This window comes from Mycobacterium sp. Aquia_216 (assembly GCF_026723865.1).
Taxonomy (GTDB): domain Bacteria; phylum Actinomycetota; class Actinomycetes; order Mycobacteriales; family Mycobacteriaceae; genus Mycobacterium.
Genome location: NZ_CP113529.1, coordinates 2,905,802 through 2,928,855, shown reverse-complemented (window position 1 = coordinate 2,928,855; position 23,054 = coordinate 2,905,802). Strand labels below are relative to the sequence as shown.

The window sequence follows — 23,054 nt, the reverse complement described above, 5'->3', positions numbered from 1 at the left end:
CCCTAAAGACTACGAGAGGCGGCGATCCGGCTGACCTCGACCATCGCCGAGGTGATCTGCGCGATCTCGCCGGGCCCGCAGATGTAGGGCGGCATCGCGTAGACGAGGTTGCGAAACGGGCGTAGCCAGATGCCGTGGTCGAGCGCCGCGGGGGTGGCAACGGCCAGGTCGACCGGCCCGGCGCATTCGATGACGCCGATGGCGCCGCATACCCGTACGTCGGTGACACCGGGCAAGGCCCGGGCCGGCTCGAGTCCCGCCACCAGCCCGGTCGCGATGTCGGCGACCCGCGCGCGCCAGTCCTGGCCCAGCAGCACCTCGACGCTGGCCACCGACACCGCACAGGCCAGCGGGTTGGCCATGAACGTGGGGCCGTGCATCAGCGCGCCCGCCTCGCCGGAGCTGATCGTGTGCGCGATGTCGGTGGTGCACAGCGTCGCGGCCAGGCTGAGGTATCCCCCGGTCAGCGCCTTGCCGACGCACATGATGTCCGGGCTGACGCCGGCATGGTCGGCGGCGAACAGCTCGCCGGTGCGCCCGAATCCGGTGGCGATCTCGTCGAAAATCAGCAGCACCTGGTGGCGGCGGCAGATGTCGCGCAGGTCGCGCAGGTAATCGGGATCGTGAAAGCGCATGCCGCCGGCACCCTGCACGACGGGCTCGACGACGACAGCCGCCAGTTCGGTCGCGTGCCCGGCCAGCTGCTCCTCGAACGCCGCGCTGTACCCCGCGTCGTACTCGCGGGGCACCTGCGGCGCGAACACCTGGGCGGCCAGGATGTCGGTCCACAACGAGTGCATCCCGCCGTCGGGGTCGCAGACGCTCATCGGCGTGAAGGTGTCGCCGTGGTAGCCGCCCCGCCAGGTCATCAGCCGGTGCTTGCCGGGTTGCCCGCGGCTTCGCCAGTACTGCAGCGCCATTTTGACCGCGACCTCCACCGACACCGACCCGGAATCGCTGAAGAACACCGTCTCCAGGCCGGCCGGGGTGATCTCGACCAGCAGCTGGGCGAGCCGGGCCGCCGGCTCGTGGGTCAGGCCACCGAACATGACGTGATTCATCGAGCTCAGCTGCGCTGCCAGCGCCGCGTCCAACACCGGGTGGCCGTGACCGTGGATCGCGGTCCACCAGGAGCTCATCGCGTCCAGCACCTCGACCGACCTGCCGTCTCTGATCAGCGTCAACCAGGCGCCGTGCGCGCCGACGGCCACGACCGGCGCGACGGCTTCACCGCCGATTGTGCTGTAGGGATGCCACAGGTGCGCGGCGTCGATCGCGCTGATTTGCTCGGGGGTCAACCCGGATCTCGCCGCAGGCATAGAAACCGAGCGTAAAGCAGCCGGTTCGCATAAAAGCCGACCATCGGGAAGCATCTATCGGCATGGCGCTGCCGTACCCGTTCGAGGACCCGCACCGTGGCGACCGCGCCGGCTCCCCGCCGGCGCCCCAGGAGTCCGGCGAGCCGGCCGAATTTCAACCGATGCCCTACGGCGCCAACGACTCTGGCAACGAGAAGTCACACGTCCTTCGCCTCAAGGTGGCCCCGTGGGACTTGATCGCCACCATCACGCTGGTGACGCTGCTCGTCGTGCTGGCCACGGCGACGACGTGGCCGACGAGGCTCTACGGCTTCCTCGGCGAGGTGTGCACGGACGAAACGTGCGGACTGGTGCCCTTCCAGGTCGACATGTACATCTACCCGATCGTCTGGGGCGGGATCGGTGCGGCGATCGCGGCGGCGGGGATCGGCCCGTTCGTCTCCCTGCTGAAGGGCTGGTACATGTCCTTCTGGCCGGTGCTGTCCCTCGCGATCATCATGGTCAGTTCCGTCGTCGGCGATTCGCTCACGGTCTTCAGCGCGCGCTACTGGCACTGATTCACCCGCCGCAGCGCACCGGGCGAACAACGCGACCGCGACGCGGTGTGAGACCGAAATCACAACTGCGGATAAAGATTTGGGCTCGGCAGTCACCGTCCGGTCACGGTCCGAAAAAGAATCATTCGGGTAGCTCAGCAACGGTATTCGCGGTGCATCTTCTGTTGTAAAAGTGTCTGTAGTGACTGGTGTGACTCAACGGGTGAACCGAGTGATTCACGCTCCCGCAAGGAGGCGGCATTCGATCCCCACTCCGGGGGTCGTCGCGAGTCAACCCGACAGAGTTCAGGAAGGCTGGAACTCCAATGAAGCGCATCTACTCGTTAGCCATCGGCCTCGCCATACTGGCGGCCCCGCTGGCGGCCGGCACGGCAATCGCCGCCGCCGACCCCGGCGTCCGGTCGACGGACTACCAGCAGGCCACCGACATCGTCGTCATGCGCGGTCTGTCGCAGCGCGGCGTGCCGTTCTCGTGGGCCGGCGGCGGTATCAACGGCCCCACGCGCGGCACCGGCCCCGGCATCAACACCATCGGCTACGACGCCTCGGGCCTGATGCAGTACGCCTACGCCGGCGCCGGGATCAAGCTGCCGCGTTCGTCGGGCGCGATCTACCGGGTCGGCCAGAAGATCCCGCCCCAGCAAGCGCAGAAGGGCGACCTGATCTTCTACGGTCCCGAAGGCACGCAAAGCGTCGCGATGTACCTCGGCAACAACCAGATGCTCGAGGTGGGCGACGTCGTCCAGGTGTCGCCGGTGCGCGCCAACGGTATGACGCCGTACCTGGTCCGGGTTCTCGGCGCCCAGACGCCGCTGCAGCAGGCACCGGTGCAGCAGGTCCCGGGCCAACAGGTCCCGGGCCAGACACCCGCGCAGCAAGCCCCGCTGCAACAAGCACCGGTACAACAGGTCCCCGGCCAGACACCCGCGCAGCAAGCCCCGCTGCAACAGGCACCGGTACAACAGGTCCCGGGCCAGACGCCCGCGCAGCAAGCCCCGCTGCAACAGGCACCGGTACAACAGGTCCCGGGCCAGACGCCCGCGCAGCAAGCCCCGCTGCAGCAACCGCCGACGCAACAGGCCCCGCTGCAGCTGCCCACGCAGCAAACCCCCCTGCAGCAGACCCCGCCGCAGCAACTGCCGGCCCAGCAAGCGCCAGTGCAGCAGCTGGCTCCGGCGCAGCCGGCCCCCATGCCGCAACTGCCGAACCTGCAGGCGCTGTTGCAGCCGGCGCCTCCGGGTGCCACGCGGTAGGTTTCGCGGCCTTCCCGCACCGCCACTTGCTCCGCTGAGCAGCATCGCCGGAAGGCGAGCGCGCAGGAACAAGTGGCGGTTTTGGGTAAATTAACGGTGACCATGCAAACCTCGTCACCGCCTCCGCGACCGGCCGCCACGGCGAACCCGGGCGCAATCGCGGCGCCCGCCGCAGGGTCCGAGGGGTTCTATCGTTACGACCTCGACGGCGTGCGGGGCGTCGCGATCGCGCTCGTCGCCGTGTTCCACATCTGGTTTGGCCGGGTTTCCGGCGGTGTGGACGTGTTTCTGGCGTTGTCCGGGTTCTTCTTCGGCGGCAAGATTCTGCGCGCCGCGCTGAACCCGGCCGTCTCGCTATCACCCGTTGCGGAAGTGACCCGGCTGGTCCGCCGTCTGGTGCCCGCTCTGGTTGTGGTGCTGGCGGCGTGTGCAGTGCTCACAATTCTGGTGCAGCCACAAACCCGTTGGGAGACCTTCGCCGACCAGAGCCTGGCCAGCCTCGGCTACTACCAGAACTGGGAGCTGGCGAACACCGCGTCGGACTATCTGCGGGCGGGCGAGGCCGTCAGCCCGTTGCAGCACATCTGGTCCATGTCGGTGCAGGGGCAGTTCTACGTCACGTTCCTGCTCCTGGTGGCCGGGTGCGCCGTCCTGTTGCGGCGCCCGCTCAAGGCCCAGCTGCGCACCGTGTTCGTCGTGCTGCTGAGCGCCCTGACGCTGGCTTCCTTCGTCTACGCGATCTTCGCTCACTCCGATGACCAGTCGATCGCCTATTACGACAGCTTCGCCCGGGCCTGGGAGTTGCTGCTCGGCGCTCTCGTCGGTGCGGTGGTGGCCGATGTCCGGTGGCCGATGTGGCTGCGCACCGCGGTCGCGTCCGTCGCGCTGGCGGCAATCGTGTCCTGCGGGGCCCTGATCGACGGCGTCGACGAATTTCCGGGCCCGTGGGCCCTGGTACCGGTCGGGGCCACGATGCTGATGATCCTCGCCGGGGCCAACCTGCAAGGCGATCCCCGCACCAGCGGCCGCATGCCGCTGCCAAATCGGCTGCTGGCCACCCGGCCGCTGCTCGAGCTGGGCGCCATCGCCTACTCGCTGTACCTGTGGCACTGGCCGCTGCTCATCTTCTGGCTGTCTTACACCGGCAACAAGCACGCCAACTTTGTCGAAGGCATGGCGGTGCTGCTGGTCGCCGGGGTGCTCGGGTACCTGACCACCCAGCTCGTCGAGGATCCACTGCGCTACCGGGCGCCGCAGGGATCCGCACCGTCGCTGGTCGCCCCGGCGACGCCCTGGTGGTCTCGGTTGCGCCGCCCCACAATGGCCCTGGGAACGTCGGTCGTGCTGCTGGGCGTCACCCTGACCGCGACCTCGTTCACCTGGCGTCAGCACGTGACCGTGTTGCGGGCCGCGGGCAAGGAACTGTCCGTGCTCAATCCGCAGGACTATCCCGGCGCCCGCGCCCTGACCGAACACGTGCGGGTGCCGACACTGCCGATGCGGCCCAGCGTCCTGGAAGTCAAGAACGACCTGCCCGTCTCCACACGGGACGGCTGCATCAGTGACTTCGTCAACCCGGCGGTGGTGAATTGCGTCTACGGCGACCTCGCCGCGACCCGCACCATCGCACTGGCCGGCGGGTCCCACGCCGAACATTGGCTGCCGGCACTGGACGTGCTCGGCCACGCACATCACTTCAAAGTTGTGACATATCTCAAAATGGGCTGCCCGTTGTCCACCGAGCAGGTCCCGCTGATCATGGGCAACAACGCTCCCTACCCGCAGTGCCGCGAGTGGGTGCAACGGACGATGGACAAACTGGTCGCCGACCGGCCCGATTACGTGTTCACCACCACGACCCGACCCTGGAACATCAAGAGCGGTGACGTGATGCCGGCGACCTACATCGGGATCTGGCAGACATTGTCCGACAACAACATTCCGATCCTTGGCATGCGCGACACGCCCTGGCTGGTCAAGAACGGCCAACCGTTCGATCCGGCGGACTGCCTGGCCAAGAAGGGCGGCAATGCGACGTCGTGCGCGATCAAGCGCTCCGATGTGCTGTCCGAGCGCAATCAAACCCTCGACTTCGTCGAGCAGTTCCCGCTGCTCAAGGTGCTCGACATGTCAGATGCCATCTGCCGCACCGACGTCTGTCGTCCGGTCGAAGGAAACGTGCTCATATACCACGGCGCACATCACCTGACACCCACCTACATGCGGACCATGGCCCACGAGCTCGGCCTTCAGATCGCGGCTGCCACCGGCTGGTGGTAGCTCGGACAGGACAGTCCGCCGCGGATAAGGTCGAGTGGTGCCATCAACCAAGCCGACTTCCGGACCGGCCGCAGCTTCGGGTGCTGCAACACCGGACGAGGTCACACCCACGCTGCCCACCGTTTGGCCAGGGGGCGCCTATCCCCTCGGCGCCACCTATGACGGCGCGGGCACTAACTTTTCGCTGTTCTCCGAGATCGCCGAAAAGGTCGACTTATGCCTGATCGACGAGCGCGGCAGCGAATCGCGGATCCCGCTCGACGAGGTCGACGGCTACGTGTGGCACGCCTATCTGCCGAACATCACACCCGGTCAGCGCTATGGATTTCGGGTGCACGGCCCGTTCGATCCGGCGGCCGGACACCGGTGCGACCCGAGCAAGCTACTGCTTGACCCGTACGGGAAGTCGTTCGACGGCGATTTCACCTTCGGCCAGGCGTTGTTCTCCTATGACCTGAAGGCCATCGATCCGAACGGCGACACCACGATCACCGGCACTCCCCCGATGATCGATTCCCTGGGCCACACCATGACCAGCGTGGTGATCAACCCCTTCTTCGACTGGGCCTTCGATCGCGCGCCGCTGACCCCGTATCACGAGACGGTGATCTACGAGGCGCACGTCAAGGGCCTGACCAAAACCCACCCCGGCATCCCAGAGGGCCTAAGGGGCAGCTATGCCGCGCTGGCCCATCCCGTGATCATCGATCACCTCAAGTCACTCAATGTCACCGCGCTGGAACTGATGCCGGTCCACCAGTTCATGCACGACGAACGGCTGCTCAACCTCGGGTTGCGAAACTACTGGGGCTACAACACATTCGGGTACTTCGCCCCGCACTACCAGTACGCATCGAATCGACAGGCGGGCGGCGCGGTCGCCGAATTCAAGATGATGGTGCGCAGCCTGCACGAAGCAGGCATCGAGGTCATACTCGACGTCGTCTACAACCACACCGCCGAAGGCAACCACTTGGGGCCGACGATCAACTTCCGGGGCATCGACAACAGCGCCTACTACCGGCTCCTCGACACCGATCTGCGGTTGTACAAGGACTACACCGGCACCGGCAACAGCCTCAACCCGCGCCACCCGCACGTCTTGCAGCTGATCATGGACTCGCTGCGCTACTGGGTGACCGAAATGCACGTCGACGGGTTCCGCTTCGACCTGGCCGCCACCCTGGCCCGCGAGCTGCACGACGTGGACCGCTTGAGCGCATTCTTCGATCTGGTGCAACAGGATCCGATCGTCAGCCAGGTCAAATTGATCGCCGAACCGTGGGATGTCGGTGAGGGCGGTTACCAAGTCGGCAACTTCCCGGGTTTGTGGACCGAGTGGAACGGGAAGTATCGCGATACTGTGCGCGACTACTGGCGGGGCGAGCCCGCAACCCTGGGCGAGTTCGCTTCCCGGCTGACCGGGTCGTCGGACCTGTATGCGGCGAGTAGCCGGCGGCCGAGCGCCAGCATCAACTTCGTCACCGCGCACGACGGCTTCACCCTCACCGACCTGGTCTCTTACAACGAGAAGCACAACGAGGCCAACGGCGAGGACAACCGGGACGGGGAAAGCCACAACCGGTCGTGGAACTGCGGCGTCGAAGGTCCCACCGACGATCCCGAAATCGCCGAGCTGCGCTGCCGCCAAATCCGCAACTTCTGGGCCACCCTGATGGTCAGCCAGGGCACGCCGATGGTCGCGCACGGCGACGAGCTCGGGCGCACCCAGCAGGGCAACAACAACGCCTACTGCCAGGACTCCGAATTATCTTGGATCGACTGGTCTTTGGTGGACAAGAACGCCGACCTGCTGGCCTTCGCCCGTAGGGCGACCACACTGCGCAAGAAACATCCGGTGTTTCGCCGGCGCAGATTCTTCGACGGCGAGCCGATCCGCAGCGGTGACGAAGTGCGCGACATCGCCTGGCTGACGGCGACCGGCAGGGAGATGACGCACGACGATTGGAACCAGGGCCTGGACAAGTGCGTTGCGGTGTTTCTCAACGGTGACGCGATCACCGCACCCAATGCGCGGGGCGAACGCGTGGTCGACGATTCATTCCTGTTGTGTTTCAACGCCCACAAGCGCGAGGTGGAGTTCGTCACGCCGCACGACGACTATGCGCGGGAGTGGACCGTGGAGATCGATACCAACCACCCGGCCGGGGAGGCCGACCGCGTGGTGGCCGCCGAGGAAAAGGTGATTATTCCGGGCTGCTCGGTGCTGATCCTACGAAAGACCGGCTGACCTATGGGTTTTCCGGTGCTGTCCACCTACCGATTACAGTTGCGTGGACCAGCCAGCGGCAGTGCCTTCACCTTCGCCGACGCCGAAAATCTGCTGGACTATCTCGATGAGCTCGGGGTGTCACATCTGTACCTGTCGCCGATCCTGACCGCGGTCAGCGGCTCGACCCACGGATACGACGTCACCGACCCGACGACGGTGTCGCCGGAACTTGGTGGCGCCGAAGGTCTGGCGCGGCTGTCGGCGGCGGCCCGGGGACGCGGCATGGGGCTGATCGTCGACATCGTGCCCAACCACGTCGGGGTCGATGCGCCTCAGCAGAATCCGTGGTGGTGGGACGTGTTGCGGCACGGTCGATCATCGACCTACGCAACGTATTTCGATATCGACTGGGATCTCGACCGGCAGGGCCGGATCGTGCTGCCGGTGCTGGGCTCCGACGATGACGTCGCCGACCTCGAAGTGCACGGCGACCTGCTACGGCTGGGCGATCTGGCGCTACCGATCGCTCCCGGCACCGGCGATGGCAGCGGCCCGGAGGTGCACGAACGCCAGCACTACCGGTTGGTGGGCTGGCGCAGCGGAGTCGTCGGCTACCGCCGCTTTTTCTCGATCACCTCGCTGGCCGGGCTGCGTCAGGAGGATCGCGCGGTGTTCGACGCCAACCACGCGGAGATCGCCCGCTGGTTCCGCGAAGGACTTGTCGACGGGGTGCGCATCGACCACCCCGACGGATTGTCCGACCCCAGCGGGTATTTGGCCTGGCTGCGCGAGTTGCTCGGCCCCACCGCGTGGATAGTCATCGAGAAGATCCTGGCCGTCGACGAGGCGCTGGAGCCGACGTTGCCGATTGAGGGCACCACCGGCTACGAGGTATTGCGGGAACTGGGCGGAGTATTCGTCGACCCGGCCGGAGCCCCGGCGCTGACCGAACTCGTCGAGTCGGCGGGTGTGGACTACCGCGGCATCCCACAGCTGTTGGCGGACCTCAAGGTTCAGGTGGCCACCGACACCCTCGCCAGCGAGCTGGCCAGGCTGCGACGGACCATCGCGGCGACCGCCGGTGCCGACGATCCGCTGCTGCCCGAGGCGGTGGCCGCACTGCTCAGCCACATCGACGTCTACCGCACCGACTATCACGGACTGGCCGCGATCCTGCCCAGCGCGCTCGCCGAAACCGAGGTCGCACGACCCGAATTCGGCCCGGCGCTGCAAGTGCTCGCCGCGGCGCTGGCGCACGGCGGCGAGCCCGCCGCACGCCTACAACAACTGTGTGGTGCGGTGACCGCCAAGGCCGTTGAAGACTGTCTGTTCTACCGCGACGCCCGGCTGGTTTCACTCAACGAGGTGGGCGGCGAACCGCACCGGTTCGGCGTCGGCGCCGCGGAGTTTCACCACAGCGCCGCCACCCGCGCGCGGCTGTGGCCGCAGGCGATGAGCACGCTGTCCACCCACGACACCAAACGCGGCGAGGACGTGCGCGCCCGGATCGGCGTGCTGTCCCAGGTGCCCTCCCTGTGGACGGAGTTCCTCTCCCGCTGGGAAAGCAGGGCGCCCTCCCCCGATGCCGTGACCGGACAGTTCTTGTGGCAGAACATCTTCGGCGTGTGGCCGCTCGGCGGCGAGGTCACCGGCCCGTTGCGCGACCGGCTGCACGGGTATGCGGAGAAGGCCATCCGGGAAGCCGCATTGCACACCTCGTGGAACGACCCCGACACCGCGTTCGAGGAGGCGGTCCATCGCTGGCTGGACACCGTGCTGGACGGCCCGGTTGCCGGTCAGCTGACCGAGCTTGTCGCCCAACTCAACCCACATGCCGCCAGCGACGCGCTGGGTCAGAAGCTGCTCGCGCTGACCGTCCCCGGTATTCCCGACATCTACCAGGGCACCGAGCTCTGGGACGACAGCTTGGTCGACCCGGACAACCGCCGGCCCGTCGACTATGCCGCGCGCAGCGCCGCTCTCGGCGAGTTACAACACCCGAAGCTCCGTGTCGTCACCACGGCGCTGCGGCTGCGGCGCTCGCGTCCGGACACCTTTCTGCGCGGCGGTTACGTTCCGGTGCTGGCCAGCGGTGAAGCCAGTGAACATGTCGTGGCGTTCCGGCGCGGCGACGATGTGCTGGTGGCGGTCACCCGCTGGACGGTGCGGCTGGCCGAAAAAGGTTGGGGCAACACCGTGCTGCCGCTACCCGAGGGTTCCTGGTCCGACACACTCACCGGGGCGATGGCGAACGGGCCGACATCGACCGCCGAATTGTTCGCCGACCTCCCGGTCGTGTTATTGGAGAGAAGCAATGGCTGAATTCCGGGTCTGGGCACCCAAACCCGCCGTGGTCCGCCTCGACGTCGACGGCGCGGTGCACGCGATGACACGCGGACAAGACGGCTGGTGGCACGGAGTTGTCGACGCAGCCCGAGACGCCCGCTACGGCTACCTGCTCGACGACGACCCGACCGTGCTGCCCGATCCGCGCTCACCCCGTCAACCCGATGGGGTGCATGCCCGTTCGCAATTGTGGGATCCGTCGAACGCCAGCTGGACCGACAGTGAGTGGGCTGGCCGGTCGGTCGAAGGCGCGGTGATCTACGAGCTACACGTTGGCACCTTCACCGGCGAGGGAACCTTCGACGCCGCGATCGAAAAGCTGGACTACCTGGTCGATCTCGGGATCGACTTCGTCGAGCTGATGCCGATCAACTCCTTCGCCGGAAGCCACGGCTGGGGATACGACGGCGTGCTGTGGTACAGCGTGCACGAACCCTATGGCGGCCCCGACGGCTTGGTCCGGTTCGTCGACGCATGCCACGCAAGGGGTTTGGGCGTGTTGATCGACGCGGTGTTCAACCATTTCGGCCCGTCGGGAAACTACCTGCCGCGGTTCGGCCCCTACCTGTCGTCGGCGAGTAACCCGTGGGGCGAGGGCGTCAACATCGCCGACGCCGACTCCGACGAGGTGCGCCGTTACATCATCGGCTGCGCGCTGCGCTGGATGCGTGACTTTCACGCCGACGGGCTGCGGCTGGACGCGGTACATGCGCTGGTGGATATCACAGCCGTGCACATTCTCGAGGAGATGGCCACCGAAACCGATTGGCTGTCACAACAAGTGGGTCGTCCGTTGGCACTGGTCGCCGAAAGCGATCTCAATGACCCGCGGCTGATCACCCCGCGCGGCCACTACGGCTACGGGATCACCGCGCAATGGGACGACGATATCCATCACGCCATCCACACGGCGGTGTCCGGCGAGCGGCAGGGCTATTACGCCGACTTCGGTTCGCTGGCCACACTGGCGGATACCCTGCGCCGCGGCTTCTTCCATGCCGGCACCTATTCGTCGTTTCGCCGGCGCCGGCACGGGCGACCGCTGGACACCAAGGCCATCCCGGCCAGCCGGCTGCTCGCCTACACCTGTACACACGACCAGGTCGGTAACCGTGCGCTCGGCGACCGGCCGTCGCAGAATCTGACCGGCGGGCAGCTGGCGATCAAGGCCGCTCTGGTTCTCGGGTCTCCCTACACCGCAATGCTTTTCATGGGTGAGGAGTGGGGGGCATCGACACCGTTTCAGTTTTTCAGCTCGCATCCCGAACCCGAGCTGGCCCGGGCCACGGCGGAGGGCCGTAAAGCCGAGTTCGCCGGGCACGGCTGGGATGCCGACGACATCCCCGACCCGCAGGATCCCCAGACATTCCAGCGCTCCAAGCTGAATTGGGCCGAGGTCGACGCCGCGGAGCACGCGCGACTGCTCAGTTTCTATCGCGACCTGATCGCCTTGCGGCACAACGACCCCGACGTGGCCGACCCCTGGCTCGAGCACCTCGCGATCGACTACGACGAGGAACTGCGCTGGATCATGCTGTCCCGCGGACAGTTACGCATCGTCTGCAACCTCGGCGCCGAATCCGTGACGGTGCCGGTCGCGGGCGACGTCGTCCTCGCCTGGGGCGACCCGACTGCCAGCGGTGACGACACAGTGCTGGAGGGCCATTCGGTGGCGATCCTGCGCCACGGGTGAACGCGGCCTGGCGTCGCTCAGGTCCAGGACCGGTCATGGGAGGCAGTGAGAATGGCACGGACCGCCGCACCTACCCGGTCCGTCACCGCGACAGGATCTGAGGTATCGAATTTGCCGTCAAGATGCAGGAATGCGAGGCCGTGCACGAGGCCCCAGACCGCGTTGGACATCGCCTCGACGTCAGAGTCGGGGAATGCTGCCCGGACACCGCCACTCACGAGTTCCCTGAGGGCGCTCGTAGCAGCAAGTCGATCGTGGTTGTCCCGGTCGCAGGGCCCTCCGAACATCGTGTGAAATAACGCGGGACGGCGGATGGCGAATTCGACGTACGCTATTCCGATCGCCACGAGGTCGTCCGGAGTCGTGGGGGCGGCATTAGCGGCGGCCATGCAACCGGCCAGCTCGCGGTACCCGACGGCCGCGACGGCAGAGATGAGGGCGTCCCGATCCGCGTAGTGGCGATAGGGCGCTCCGGGAGATACGCCAGCGCGGCGCGCCACCGCACGAAGGGAAAGACCCGCGGTGCCGCCATCTTCTTCGAGTAGCTCCATCGCCGCATGCACGCAAGCGGCCGCCAGGTCCCCGTGGTGGTAGCGAGAATTCGACATGAGCTAGATCACAAACCTCAAATGTAGACATTGTTTACACTGCGCCCTAATGTAAGCAATGTATACAGCATAGACGTCTCGAAGCCAGACATCACCGTCGTTTCCCAAATCTCAAACGAATCAGCGCCCTTGCTCACGAGCCACCTACGCCGGCAGGTGCGCTGGGGTGCCGCATTGCGGTGAGCCGACTTGGCCCACCGGGTTGGCCGTCCACTCCTACCCACGGAAGAGAATTCTGATGCTCGAAGTAATCGACAAAGGGGAAGTCACCCAACAGCATCCAGCTCCGCTACTCTTCGTGCACGGCGCGTGGCAGGCCGGGTGGTGCTGGGATATAAACTTTCTCGATTTCTTTGCCGAACAAGGATTTCGCACGGTGGCGCTGAGCATGCGCGGTCACGGCGCGAGCGCGCCGGCCAAACCGTCACGGATTTGGTCGGTTTCGCACTACCTGAGCGACGTGGCGTCCGTGGCGGACAAGCTTCCCGCAACGCCGGTGATGGTTGGGCATTCGATGGGCGGATTCCTGGTGCAAAAGTACCTCGAGGACCGCGAGGTGCCCGCCGCCGTACTCATGGGGTCGGCACCACCGCGAGGGCAGATGCGTTCACTGCTTCGGTCGATAGCCCGGCATCCCTGGCGCTGCACCAAGTTCTCGCTTACCGGCAAGCCCGCTCACTTGTACGGGTCCTCACCGGCGGGCGCCCGGGAACTCTTTTTCGGCGACAAGGCCGACGACGATCTCGCTGCCGCCTTCGCAGCGCGGCTTCAATCCGATAGCGATCGCGCGATCTTCTTCGACATGGTGGCCGGCAATCTGGTGCGGACAAAAAAAGTCAGCACACCCGTGCTTGTCATCGGTGGCGAAAAGGATTGGATATACAACCAGAACGACGTGCGCCGGACCGCCAAGGCCTATCACACAGAACCCGTCTTCATGCCCGGCATGGGACACGAGCTGATGATCGAACCCGGATGGGCGGATGTTGCGGAACGGATCAAATCCTGGCTGGGACAGCAAGGGCTCTGAGGCCGCGCCCGCTCGCCCGTACGAAAGACAAGTGTTGTCTAGTCCCCCAACCGGCTGACCGCAGGCGTCTGCGGATCGGCGACGCCGATCGGCATCGATCCGGACGCAACGGGTTCGACAACACCGAGCCGACCGTCCGAGGCGTACCGCCGGAGCCGATGGCCGAGGTGGGTTTCGAACAGGACACCCTGGTCAACGTGTTCTCGACCACCAAAGGCATTGCCTGAATGCCTGGTCCTTTCCTCAACTGCTGCTGCATCTCAACACCATGCCGTCGCGGTTTGTGCTGGCCTTGTTCAACCCGTTCGACCTGGCGGCGCCGTCACTCCTGTTCGCCGCGGGGATAGCTCGGGTTGACCGCCGCTACCCTCGACGCCCTGCACAAGCCCGCGCGGCCACCGACAGAAGGGTTGCGCGACAAGGTGTTACACGTTGACACGACGTTTTCGCTGGGATTCAACAAACCCATCGCGCTGTGCATGTTCGGCTCGTCCGACAACGCCTTTGGGACACCGGGAGCGGGCGGCTCGTTCGGGTTCGCCGATCCAGACACCGGCATCGGTGACGGCTACGTGATGAACAGGCTGGGTTTCCACCTGGTCAGCGATCCGAGAGAACTCGCACTGCGCAACGCGCTATTCCACGAGACCCTGGGGACTCGGCCGCAAACCTGACCCACGTGCGGCCGCGCAGCGCGTCGGCGGGTTGATCACGTCGCCGACATGCCGCCGTCCACTTCGAACACCGTGCCGGAAATGTAGGACGCTTCTGGGGACGAGATGAACACGATGGCGTTGGCAAGTTCCTGAGGGGTTCCCCTACGACGCATCGGAACCGTCCCTATCAGCGCATCGTTGCCTTCCGCTGAACCGGTGAAGCGGTCGAGCATCACGGTGTCCGTCGGGCCTGGGCCGACGGCGTTTACCCGAATGCCTGAATTCCCCTGCTCTAGCGCGGCCGTCTTCGTGAGACCTTCCACCGCGAATTTGCTGCTGACATAAATCGATGCACCGGCGGCCGCCTTGTGCCCGTAGGTCGAGGCGATGTTGACGATGCTGCCGCTGCCTTGAGTGGCCATTGCACGCAGTTCGTGCTTCATGCTCAGCAGGACTCCGAGGACGTTCGTGTCGTGAACGGCTCTGAAGTTTTCCACGGTGGTGTCCTGGATGACGCCCGTCTCGCCCTCGACACCGGCATTGTTCACGGCAACGTCCAGACGGCCGAATCTCCCGACCGCTTTGTCGACGAGGTTGCGGACGTCGTCCTCCTTCGTGACGTCAGCACGAACGAACTCCGCGTCGGCGCCCAGCGCTCGCAGCTCCGCGACAAGGGCCTGGCCCTCGTCGTCGTGTCGGCCGGACACGACGACCCTGGCGCCTTTGTTCGCAAAGGCCACCGCGGTCGCACGGCCGATGCCGGTGAGGGCGCCGGTAATGAGAACAACCTGTTGAGTCATCTTTTCCTTTAGGCGGAGTCTGTGGACATGCCATGCCGGTATGACATGAAGCTAAGCGCTTACCGCTAGATTGAAAAAGGCTTTCCGGGGCTGGGGACATATCTGAAAGGCATGGCTTTCGATGGAGTTGCGGCACCTGCGATATTTCATTGCCGTCGCGGAGACGGGCAGTCTCACGGAGGCCGCGCAGGGACGGCTACATACTTCCCAGCCGTCATTGAGCCGGCAGATCCGCGATCTCGAAAGCCAGGTCGGCGTGGACCTGCTGAACCGAAGCGTTCGCGGTGTGGAACTAACCGATGCGGGAAAGGCGTTCCTGCATCACGCCCGACTCGCGCTGATGCAGGTCGATGCCACCGTCGAAGCGGCGCTCAGAGCGGCACGGCCAGCCAGGAAGACCTTCGACATAGGCTTTCAAACCGGGCACGAAATGAACTGGCTACCGCGGGCGACGCATCTGCTGCGCGACCAACTGCCGAACATCCAGATCGTGGTCACCAGTGACCTTTCACCAAACCTCGCCCAAGCCCTCACCCGCGGGCGGCTGGACTTAGCCTTCATGCGCGTGGAGCCGGGCTACGACCTCGGGTACCACGTGGTGGATCACGAGCCGCTGATCGTCCTCATGCCAAGGGACCATCGCCTCACCGCGTGCGAGGCGGTGTCTCCACAAGATTTCGTCGGCGAGATCTTCATCGGCGCTTCCCATAAGGCCAATGTGCTGCGCGCCGTCACCGACGACTACCTGCGTCGCTCCGACGTCGATATCAAACCGGATCACGAGGTGGACAATATGGCGATGACCCTATCGCTGGTCGTGTCGACCGGTGGGCTGGCCCTGATGCCCGCTCTCGCCAAGGGATTGCTGCCGCGCTCCGTCGTCAGCCGCCCACTGGTAGGCACGCCACCGACGATCGATGTAGCCGTCGGCTACAGCAGAACGAACACCTCGCCACTGCTGAAACTTTTCGTATCGCGGCTCGACGAACTCACGGGACATCCCGAAACTGGGCAGGCCCAATGAATCTGACGTCGCGCTGTCCGCACTAGACGCTGCTACGGCCGGCGGTGCGCACCGCGTCCGCGATCGAGCCGGCGAGCGGATCGACCTCGGCCTCGGTCATATCGGCGATGGTGACGCGGATTCCGGCCGGCGTGCCGACCCGAAATCGTGTCCCGGGCGCCGCGGCCCAACCCGCGTTGATCAGCCGGGTGATCGCGACCGTCTCGTCGGGCACCGGGATCCACACGTTGAGCCCCGAGTGGCCGTACGCGGTGACGCCGCGGTCGGCCAGGGCGGCGCGCAGCCGAGTGCGGTTGCGGGTGTAGCGCTGCTCGGCTCGGTGGATCAGACGCGCCGCGGCCTCGTCGGACCACAGGCTCACCGCGAGGTCTTGCAACAGATGGCTGACCCAACCCGGCCCGAGCCGCAGTCGTCCGTGCACGCGCTCGACGGTGCGCCGGTCTCCGGCGAGGACGGCGACCCTCAGGTCGGGACCGTAGGCCTTCGACGCCGACCGGACGAATGCCCACTGGCCGCTCGATCCGGCCAACGAATGCAGCGGCGCACCGGAAATGCCTGCGCAGTGATCGTCCTCGACAACCAGAACGTCGCGGCCGGCCAACAACGGACGCAGTTCGCCGCGGCGCTGCGCGGATAGTGCCGCACCGGTCGGGTTCTGCGCGCGCGTGGTGACCACGAGTGCGCGCACCCCGCGGTCCAGCGCCCGCGCCACGTCGGCAACCAGCGGACCGTCGTCGTCCACCCGCACTGGTTCGACCGAAAGTCCCAGCGCGGCAATAAGATCCAATAGATTGGCCCAGCCCGGATCCTCGACGGCCACCCGGTCGCCGGGGCGCAGGTGCGCAGTCAACGCCCGTTCGATGCCATCGAGTGCCCCGCTGGTTACCGCGAGATGATCGGCCGGGACACCGTCGGCGGTCAGCGCCGCGCGGGCGTGTTCGACCAACTCCGGCGACATGGCCGGCTCCCCGTACAGCACCGGGCGCCGGCGCGAACGATGTTGCGGTACCACAGCGATGGGCAGCAGCGCGGGATCCGGGTTTCCGGTCGACAGATCGCGCACTCCGGCGGGGATGTCCAGCCCGAGCAGCGAGCGGGGGCTGGTCGCGGGGCGGTGCCGCACCCGGGTGCCGCGCCGACCCGAGGTTTCCACGGCTCCGCGATCGCGGAGCAGGCGGTAGGCCGCGGCGGCCGTATTGGCGTTGACGCCGAGTCGCGCGGCCAGTTCCCGCACCGGGGGCAATGCGTCGCCGGGCGCCAGGGCGCCCGCCGAGATTCCTTCTTCGATGCTGGCGGCGATGGACTCCGCGCCCGTCCCCGCTATGCTGTATTGCACTGGCACATATTATATTATGTTCTATTACAAACTGAAGGTTATCCGATGGACTACCGCCCCACCTCCCGAACGACGCCCACCCGCTACCGGGAACGCGCTCGCTACGACCGCGACACCGTCCATCGCATCCTGGACGAGGCCCTGATCTGCCACCTGGGCTACCTGCGCGCCGGCCGGCCGGTGGTGTTGCCGACGACGCACGCCCGCCTGGACGAAACCCTGTACCTGCACGGTTCCACCGGCAGCCGGCCCATGCTGAGCGCCAACGATCAGCTGCCCGTGTGCGCCACCGCTACCCTCGTCGACGGACTGGTGCTGGCTCGCTCGGCGCTGCATCATTCACTGACCTATCGCTCGGTGGTCGTGGTCGGCGACGCGCACTTGGTCGACGACCCCGAGGAGAAATCGGCGGCGCTGAGCGCGCTGCTCGACCACATCGCGCCCGGACGTGCGGCCGACTGCCGGGCGCCGAATGCGCGGGAGCTCGCCGCAACCGCGGTGCTCGCTCTTGACCTGGTCGAGGTTTCGGCCAAGGTCCGCGCCGGCGGGCCGGTCGATGACCCGGAGGATTGCACGCTGCCGCACTGGGCCGGAGTGGTTCCGCTGAGCCTGACGGCCGGCGCACCGGTGCCAGCCGACGACCTCGATCCTGCTACCCCGGCGCCGCACTATCTGACGCACTACTCGCGGTGACGAACCGCCCCGGGTTACAACAGCAGATAGCGGTAGGCCGGCGAGCCCGGCTGCAACGTCTCGAAGTGAATCTCGGTCTCGCGCATCCGGGCCAGCAGGTCGTCCAGTTCGGCTGACGACCCCAGCTGAATACCGACCAGCGCTTCACCGGTCTCCCGGTTGTTGCGCTTGACGTACTCGAACAGGGTGATGTCGTCGTTGGGGCCGAGAACGTCGTCGAGGAACCGGCGCAACGCGCCGGGCTCTTGCGGGAAATCCACCAGGAAGTAGTGCTTGAGGCCGAGATGGACGAGGGAGCGCTCGAGCACCTCGCCATAGCGCGACACGTCGTTGTTGCCGCCCGAGATGAGGCATACGACGGTGGATCCCGGCTCGATGTCGGCTTCGAGCAGGCCGGTGACCGACAGCGCGCCCGCGGGCTCGGCGATGATGCCCTCGTTCTGATAGAGATCCAGCATCGCCGAGCACACCGCGCCCTCGTCGACCGCCGTGATCGAGACCATGTCGCCCGCGGCGGCCAGCACGGCGTGGGTCAACGTTCCGGCCCGTTTCACCGCGGCGCCGTCGACGAACTGGTCGACATGGTCCAGCGGCACCGGCTCTCCGGCGGCCAGCGCGGCCATCATCGCCGCGGCCCCGGCCGGTTCGATACCCAGCACCGCGGTGTTCGTCGTCCGCTCGGCCAGATAGGTCGTGATGCCCGCGATGCAGCCGCCACCACCTACCGGGACCACCACCAGGTCGGGCTCCCCGAGACCGAGCTTGTCGAGCTGGTCCAGCATTTCGACGGCGATGGTGCCCTGGCCGGCGATCGTGCGCGGGTCGTCGTATGGGGGTACCAGCGTCGCACCCGTGCGCTTCACGTCCTCGAGCGCCGCCTCGGCGGCAAGATCGTAGGTCGATCCCCCCACGATCAGCTCGATGAAGCTTCCCCCGTGGTAGCGGATCCGGTCGCGCTTCTGTTTGGGCGTCTTGGCCGGCACGTAGACGCGGCCATGCAAACCCAGGATCCGGCAGGCGTAGGCGAACCCCTGCGCGTGGTTGCCCGCCGACGAGCACACCACGCCGGCGCCGATCTCCTCGTCGGACAGTTGCACCAGCAGGTTGTAGGCGCCGCGCAGCTTGTAGGACCGCACGATCTGCAGGTCTTCGCGTTTGAGGTAGACCTGCGCACCGGTGATCGCCGATAGCCGATCGCTGTATTGCAGCGGGGTGGGTGTGACTACCGCGGCGATCCGCTGAGCGGCGCTGTCAATGTCGGCCCCGGAAAGAAGAGGCGACGGAGACATGCTCGGGCTCAGGTCAGCGGACACCGACTAATGGTGCCACGCACCCCCCGCCACCTGCCTAATCGGCTCAGCCCACCGGCGTCAACACGAACACCGGAATCTGGCGTTCGGTCTTCGTCTGGTATTCGGCGTAGGGCGGAAAGGCCGCGACGGCGCGCTCCCACCAAACCGCCTTCTCGTCGCCGAACACCTCTCGGGCGTCGTAGTCGCGGGTGACGGTGCCGTCCTGCAACTCGACGCGTGGGTTCTTGGCGATGTTGTAATACCAGACCGGGTTTTTCGGCGCCCCGCCGAGCGAGGCGACGACGGCGTACTCGCCGTTGTGCTCGACGCGCATCAACGGAGTCTTGCGAAGCTTGCCGGTCTTGGCTCCGACCGTGGTCAGCAGGATCACGGGTATTCCCTGCAGATCCGTACCTTCGGTTCCGCCGGATTCGATGTACTTGTCGGCTTGCTCACGAGCCCAATCCGAGGAGCTGGGCGCATAGTCACCTGTAAGCGGCATGCTCACCACTTTAGGCCCGATTCAGCCCCGGCGGCGTGGCCAGCCGCGGCCCCGACCTTCCGAGATTGGGGGGTGCGGATCAGCGCGATCTGGCGAGTTCGGCGATCGCATTGACGCGTCTGGTCGCCGTCGCGATCTCGTCGGCGAACTCCTGGCGGCGCTTGGCGATGTGCTCCCGGTCGGCACCGTCGACCAGTTCGCGATGACGCGCCAACCGCAGCGCGGTCTTGAAGAGCTCCATCGACCTCGACTCGGCGCTGGCGATGGTGCGCTGCAGCTCCCACTGCTTGCCCAACTCCAGGCACTCGGCCAGGAACGCATTTTCGTCGAGTGACTCGTCCTCGAGGGCGGCCAGTCGGTCGGCCACGATGTGGTACGCGTCGAGGAACGGTCGCAGCACCAAATGCGCCAACAGGAGATCGGCCGATTCCAGGAGCCCGCGTACGTCGGCGGCCGCGGCGGCCTTGCTGGTGTCCACCGGCCCAATCAGGTGCACCTCGTCGGCAAGCTCCTTCTCGAACTGGGCTCGGCCGGAGAACAAGAACTCGAACTTGAGCAACTCACGCAAGCTCAGCGCCTCGTCGCGCACCGTCACCGGCGACACCATGCCGTCCGCGGAGTTCTCGGCATTTTCCGCCGCGGCCAGCAACGCCGTTTCGGCGATCGCGCGATCGACCAAGATGTGGATCGCGGTATTGCGGTAGAACGCCGCGACCAGGTGCTGGTCCTCGCCGATCCCCCAGACCGGTTCGGTCCCGGCCTCATACACGCTGACCACCCCGGAGGCGACGAGCTGGTGCAACGTCCACCGAATCGTGGAGCGGTTGTTCAGGTCCGCGGCCCCGGCGACCGCCCAGTTGCGTGCCGTCATGTAGCTGGCCAACGGTCGCACGGTGGCCAGCACCTCGCTGATCGACAACGACCGGTCCGCGCCCAGCAACGCCAGGCTCACCACCGCGGTGGGGGTGACCGGTGTGGCGCGGTTGATCCGGTGTTCGACGTCCAGAGCGATGCGTTCGATTTCGGTGCCGGTTCCCACTTCGTCGCCGCGCATTTCCTCGAGGCGTTTACGCAGCGGCAGCGGCTCGCCGAAGTCCAGGTAGGCGCGACCAAGCCGCTTGCCTTGCTGGCGGGCCAATCCGACCAGGAAGCGCAGGTCTTCGGGCCGCTTCTTCGCCCCGTAGGCTTCGGTGGTCATCGCCTCCACCTCGTGCAGCTGGTCGTACACGATCGAGGTCGGTACCAAATACACTTCGGGACCGTCGATTTCGTCGACGGCGTCGGTGAGGTAGCGCAGAATCCCGAACACTGGGGGCCGTAGCTTGCCGGTCCGGGTCCGGCCCCCTTCGATCGACCAGGTGAGGTTGGTGTGGTCCTGCACCAGCTGCGCGGTGTACGCGCGCAGTACGAATCGGTAGACGGGAATGTCTTTGGTCTGCCGCCGGATGAAAATCGTTCCGGTGCGCTTGGCGAAGCCACCCATCGGGAAGAAATTCAGGTTGGCCCCGCCGAACGTAAAGGCCGCCGAAAGCCGGTTGGCCACGATCATTTCCGGCAGCAGCATGCCGTCCAAGTACGACCGGTGCGAAAAGGCAAAGGCCAACGTCGCGTTGCGATCCAGTTTGCGCAGCTGCGTGATCTGGTCCTCGTCGACCAGCACGTCGTAGGCCCGCATCAGCCAGCGGCTGAATCCGCGCCACCCCTGCACCGCCCGCTGGTCCAGCGAGGCCGCCATCTCGCGCAGGTACCCCGCCGCCTCGGCGCGCACGTCGCCGTGGTCGCGGCCCAGCTCGTCGGCCAGCTTGGCCAGTTTCTCGTCGTACCATGATGCGCCGAGCAATTGGGCGACGGCAGCCGGGTCAGTTGATAGCGGCGTCTCCGATTCATCGATAATTCCGCCGCGCTGCAACATCTTTCGCGCTCCAACGCGGCCGAGTTCACGCGCTGTCGCGAGACGCCCCCCGGTCACGCCGCGCGCACCGTTGCAGCGGCGGATTTGGTTCTGGTCATGTCGTTCTCCTTAGGGTGTCGCCGGGTGCCGGGACCGGCTTCTCACCAGCTGCGCGTTGTCCACATCCCCTCGGTGAGCGTACGTCCGTCGTCGGGCGGCACGGAACACAATTCGCGATTTCGCGCATCAGTCCGAACTGCCCGATCCGCGGACGCCGAGTACTTTCGGATCATGCGGTCCAAACCCCGTGCTGGCGCGCACGACCTCACGCCGCTCGAACAGACCGCGTTGCTGACCCAATACGCCCGCGCGCTGGACAGCCAATGGCCGCAGCCCATTCTCGGAGACACCCTCGCCGCCGACATCGTCGACAAGATCGACTTCGACTTCGCGGGACTCGGCATCCCCGCGAGCGTGGTCTGCCAGACGGCGCTGCGCGCCAAGATGCTCGACGAAAGGGTAAGGGCATTCACCTCCGAGCATCCGGACGCCGTCGTCGTCGATCTCGGCGCCGGCCTGGACTCGGGCCCGTTTCGGGTGTGCCCGCCCGACAGCGTCGACTGGTACAGCGTCGACCTGCCGGGGGTCAGTGCGCTGCGCAACCAGCTGATGCCGACCAGCGAGCGAGCCCACGTGTTGACCGCATCGGTGGCCGACCAGAGCTGGCCCAACACCATCCCCGCGGATCGGCCCGTCATGGTGATCGCCGACGGGCTGTTCGCGTTCCTGTCCGAGCCGGTGCTGATCGCCGCCTTTCGGCGCGTCACCACGTACTTCACCTCCGGGGAGTTGGCCTTCAACGACTACGGCCGCATCGGCTGGTTCAGCCGGCTCGCGGTGAAACTGGCCCCGCAACGGATGTTCAGCAGCGTCGGCGCGCAATGGGGTTATCCGGGGTTCGAAGACCCGCGAGTGCCCGAACAATGGAATCCGCGGTTGAAGTTGGTCGAAGAGGCCAGCCTGGCACACGCTCCCGAGGTCGAGCTGTTTCCGGGCTGGATTCGGTTCGCTACCAAGGTTTCCGGGATGTTCGAGGTATCCGCCCGCAAAGCACGAATCCTGCGCTACCAGTTCTAGGCCGGGTGGACGCCGCACGTGCAGGCGTCGATCGACGGGCAGGTGCAGCTCATCCCCCACTCGATCACTGCCCGCGCCCGGGCCAGCGACGCCATCTGGTCATCGATCTCGGCGAGCTTGGCCTCGGCGAGCGCGCGGCTGGCGGGGCGCCCCGGTGCATCGTCGGCGAACAGCAGCTGGATTTCTTCCAGCGCGAAGCCGGCTGACTTGCACAGCCGGATGACCTCCAGCCGCGCCAGGATCGAGTCGTCGTAGCGGCGCCGGCCGCCTTGGCGCGCGGGCGACGGCAAAAGCCCGATCTGCTCGTAGTAGCGCAGCGTGGTCGCGGCCACCCCGGCCTGGCGGGCGACCTCTCCGATCGTGAGCGTCGTGCGCGAGCGGGTGGTTCCCGCGGTCGCCATCGG

At 66.3% G+C, this 23,054-nt stretch carries 17 protein-coding genes and 2 pseudogenes; 11 read left to right on the top strand and 8 right to left on the bottom strand.

Annotated features, from left to right (window positions below):
• Positions 1-2 precede the first annotated feature (2 nt).
• Positions 3-1,319 (bottom strand): adenosylmethionine--8-amino-7-oxononanoate transaminase, encoded by a 1,317-nt coding sequence (locus OK015_RS13645; RefSeq protein WP_268132198.1) that lies wholly within the window; start codon positions 1,317-1,319, stop codon positions 3-5.
• Between the two features lie 161 nt (positions 1,320-1,480).
• On the opposite strand from OK015_RS13645, the gene OK015_RS13640 reads away from it, so the two are divergent.
• The 6 genes and pseudogenes from OK015_RS13640 (at position 1,481) to treZ (ending at position 11,681) form a co-directional block, all read left to right on the top strand.
• On the top strand, positions 1,481-1,876 hold the full coding sequence (locus OK015_RS13640; RefSeq protein WP_268132712.1) for a hypothetical protein: 396 nt from the start codon (positions 1,481-1,483) through the stop codon (positions 1,874-1,876).
• Positions 1,877-2,181: 305 nt separating this feature from the next.
• Positions 2,182-2,859 (top strand): annotated as a pseudogene (gene ripD, locus OK015_RS13635) (NlpC/P60 family peptidoglycan-binding protein RipD); the annotation flags it as partial.
• Positions 2,860-3,231: 372 nt separating this feature from the next.
• On the top strand, positions 3,232-5,409 hold the full coding sequence (locus OK015_RS13630) for an acyltransferase family protein (protein ID WP_268132197.1): 2,178 nt from the start codon (positions 3,232-3,234) through the stop codon (positions 5,407-5,409).
• A gap of 112 nt (positions 5,410-5,521) precedes the next feature.
• A complete protein-coding gene (glgX, locus tag OK015_RS13625; protein ID WP_268132710.1) occupies positions 5,522-7,660 on the top strand; it encodes a glycogen debranching protein GlgX in 2,139 nt (712 codons plus the stop codon).
• 3 nt (positions 7,661-7,663) lie between these two features.
• Positions 7,664-9,964 (top strand): malto-oligosyltrehalose synthase, encoded by a 2,301-nt coding sequence (gene treY, locus OK015_RS13620; protein ID WP_268132196.1) that lies wholly within the window; start codon positions 7,664-7,666, stop codon positions 9,962-9,964.
• Entirely contained in the window at positions 9,957-11,681 is a 1,725-nt protein-coding gene (treZ, locus tag OK015_RS13615) for a malto-oligosyltrehalose trehalohydrolase (RefSeq protein ID WP_268132195.1), read from the top strand. The genes treY and treZ overlap by 8 nt, the downstream gene beginning before the upstream one ends.
• 17 nt (positions 11,682-11,698) lie before the next feature.
• Here the strand turns inward: treZ and OK015_RS13610 are convergent, their stop codons facing one another.
• On the bottom strand, positions 11,699-12,289 hold the full coding sequence (locus OK015_RS13610; RefSeq protein ID WP_268132193.1) for a TetR/AcrR family transcriptional regulator: 591 nt from the start codon (positions 12,287-12,289) through the stop codon (positions 11,699-11,701).
• A gap of 238 nt (positions 12,290-12,527) precedes the next feature.
• Here OK015_RS13610 and OK015_RS13605 point away from each other — a divergent pair, with 238 nt between their 5' ends.
• Together OK015_RS13605 and OK015_RS13600 are read left to right on the top strand one after the other, a co-directional pair.
• On the top strand, positions 12,528-13,319 hold the full coding sequence (locus OK015_RS13605; protein WP_268132191.1) for an alpha/beta hydrolase: 792 nt from the start codon (positions 12,528-12,530) through the stop codon (positions 13,317-13,319).
• Between the two features lie 347 nt (positions 13,320-13,666).
• Positions 13,667-13,993, top strand: a pseudogene (locus OK015_RS13600) (EstA family serine hydrolase); the annotation flags it as partial.
• Positions 13,994-14,028: 35 nt separating this feature from the next.
• Here the strand turns inward: OK015_RS13600 and OK015_RS13595 are convergent.
• Positions 14,029-14,715, bottom strand: a complete 687-nt coding sequence (locus OK015_RS13595; protein ID WP_268132190.1) for an SDR family NAD(P)-dependent oxidoreductase — start codon at positions 14,713-14,715, stop codon at positions 14,029-14,031.
• Positions 14,716-14,896: 181 nt separating this feature from the next.
• Here OK015_RS13595 and OK015_RS13590 point away from each other — a divergent pair, with 181 nt between their 5' ends.
• On the top strand, positions 14,897-15,799 hold the full coding sequence (locus tag OK015_RS13590; RefSeq protein WP_268132189.1) for a LysR family transcriptional regulator: 903 nt from the start codon (positions 14,897-14,899) through the stop codon (positions 15,797-15,799).
• A 22-nt stretch (positions 15,800-15,821) separates the two neighbouring features.
• Here OK015_RS13590 and OK015_RS13585 read toward each other — a convergent pair whose 3' ends face one another.
• Positions 15,822-17,141: an aminotransferase class I/II-fold pyridoxal phosphate-dependent enzyme gene (locus OK015_RS13585; RefSeq protein ID WP_268132187.1), complete on the bottom strand. Its 1,320-nt coding sequence runs from the start codon at positions 17,139-17,141 to the stop codon at positions 15,822-15,824.
• Positions 17,142-17,180: 39 nt separating this feature from the next.
• On the opposite strand from OK015_RS13585, the gene OK015_RS13580 reads away from it, so the two are divergent.
• A complete protein-coding gene (locus OK015_RS13580; RefSeq protein WP_268132186.1) occupies positions 17,181-17,828 on the top strand; it encodes a pyridoxamine 5'-phosphate oxidase family protein in 648 nt (215 codons plus the stop codon).
• Between the two features lie 14 nt (positions 17,829-17,842).
• Here OK015_RS13580 and ilvA read toward each other — a convergent pair whose 3' ends face one another.
• The 3 genes from ilvA to OK015_RS13565 form a co-directional block, all read right to left on the bottom strand.
• Positions 17,843-19,141: a threonine ammonia-lyase gene (gene ilvA / locus OK015_RS13575; protein ID WP_268132184.1), complete on the bottom strand. Its 1,299-nt coding sequence runs from the start codon at positions 19,139-19,141 to the stop codon at positions 17,843-17,845.
• 43 nt (positions 19,142-19,184) lie between these two features.
• Positions 19,185-19,622, bottom strand: coding sequence for a nitroreductase family deazaflavin-dependent oxidoreductase (locus OK015_RS13570; protein ID WP_268132182.1), 438 nt, complete (start codon positions 19,620-19,622; stop codon positions 19,185-19,187).
• Positions 19,623-19,701: 79 nt separating this feature from the next.
• On the bottom strand, positions 19,702-21,534 hold the full coding sequence (locus OK015_RS13565) for a lysophospholipid acyltransferase (RefSeq protein WP_268132180.1): 1,833 nt from the start codon (positions 21,532-21,534) through the stop codon (positions 19,702-19,704).
• A gap of 270 nt (positions 21,535-21,804) precedes the next feature.
• Between OK015_RS13565 and OK015_RS13560 the strand changes: the two genes are divergently transcribed.
• Positions 21,805-22,650 (top strand): class I SAM-dependent methyltransferase, encoded by an 846-nt coding sequence (locus tag OK015_RS13560; RefSeq protein ID WP_268132178.1) that lies wholly within the window; start codon positions 21,805-21,807, stop codon positions 22,648-22,650.
• On the opposite strand, the gene OK015_RS13555 is transcribed toward OK015_RS13560, so the two are convergent.
• Positions 22,647-23,051 carry a helix-turn-helix domain-containing protein gene (locus tag OK015_RS13555; RefSeq protein WP_268132176.1) on the bottom strand — a complete coding sequence of 135 codons (405 nt, stop codon included), beginning with the start codon at positions 23,049-23,051 and terminating at the stop codon, positions 22,647-22,649. The two genes, OK015_RS13560 and OK015_RS13555, sit on opposite strands and share 4 nt — an antisense overlap.
• Positions 23,052-23,054: the final 3 nt, after the last annotated feature.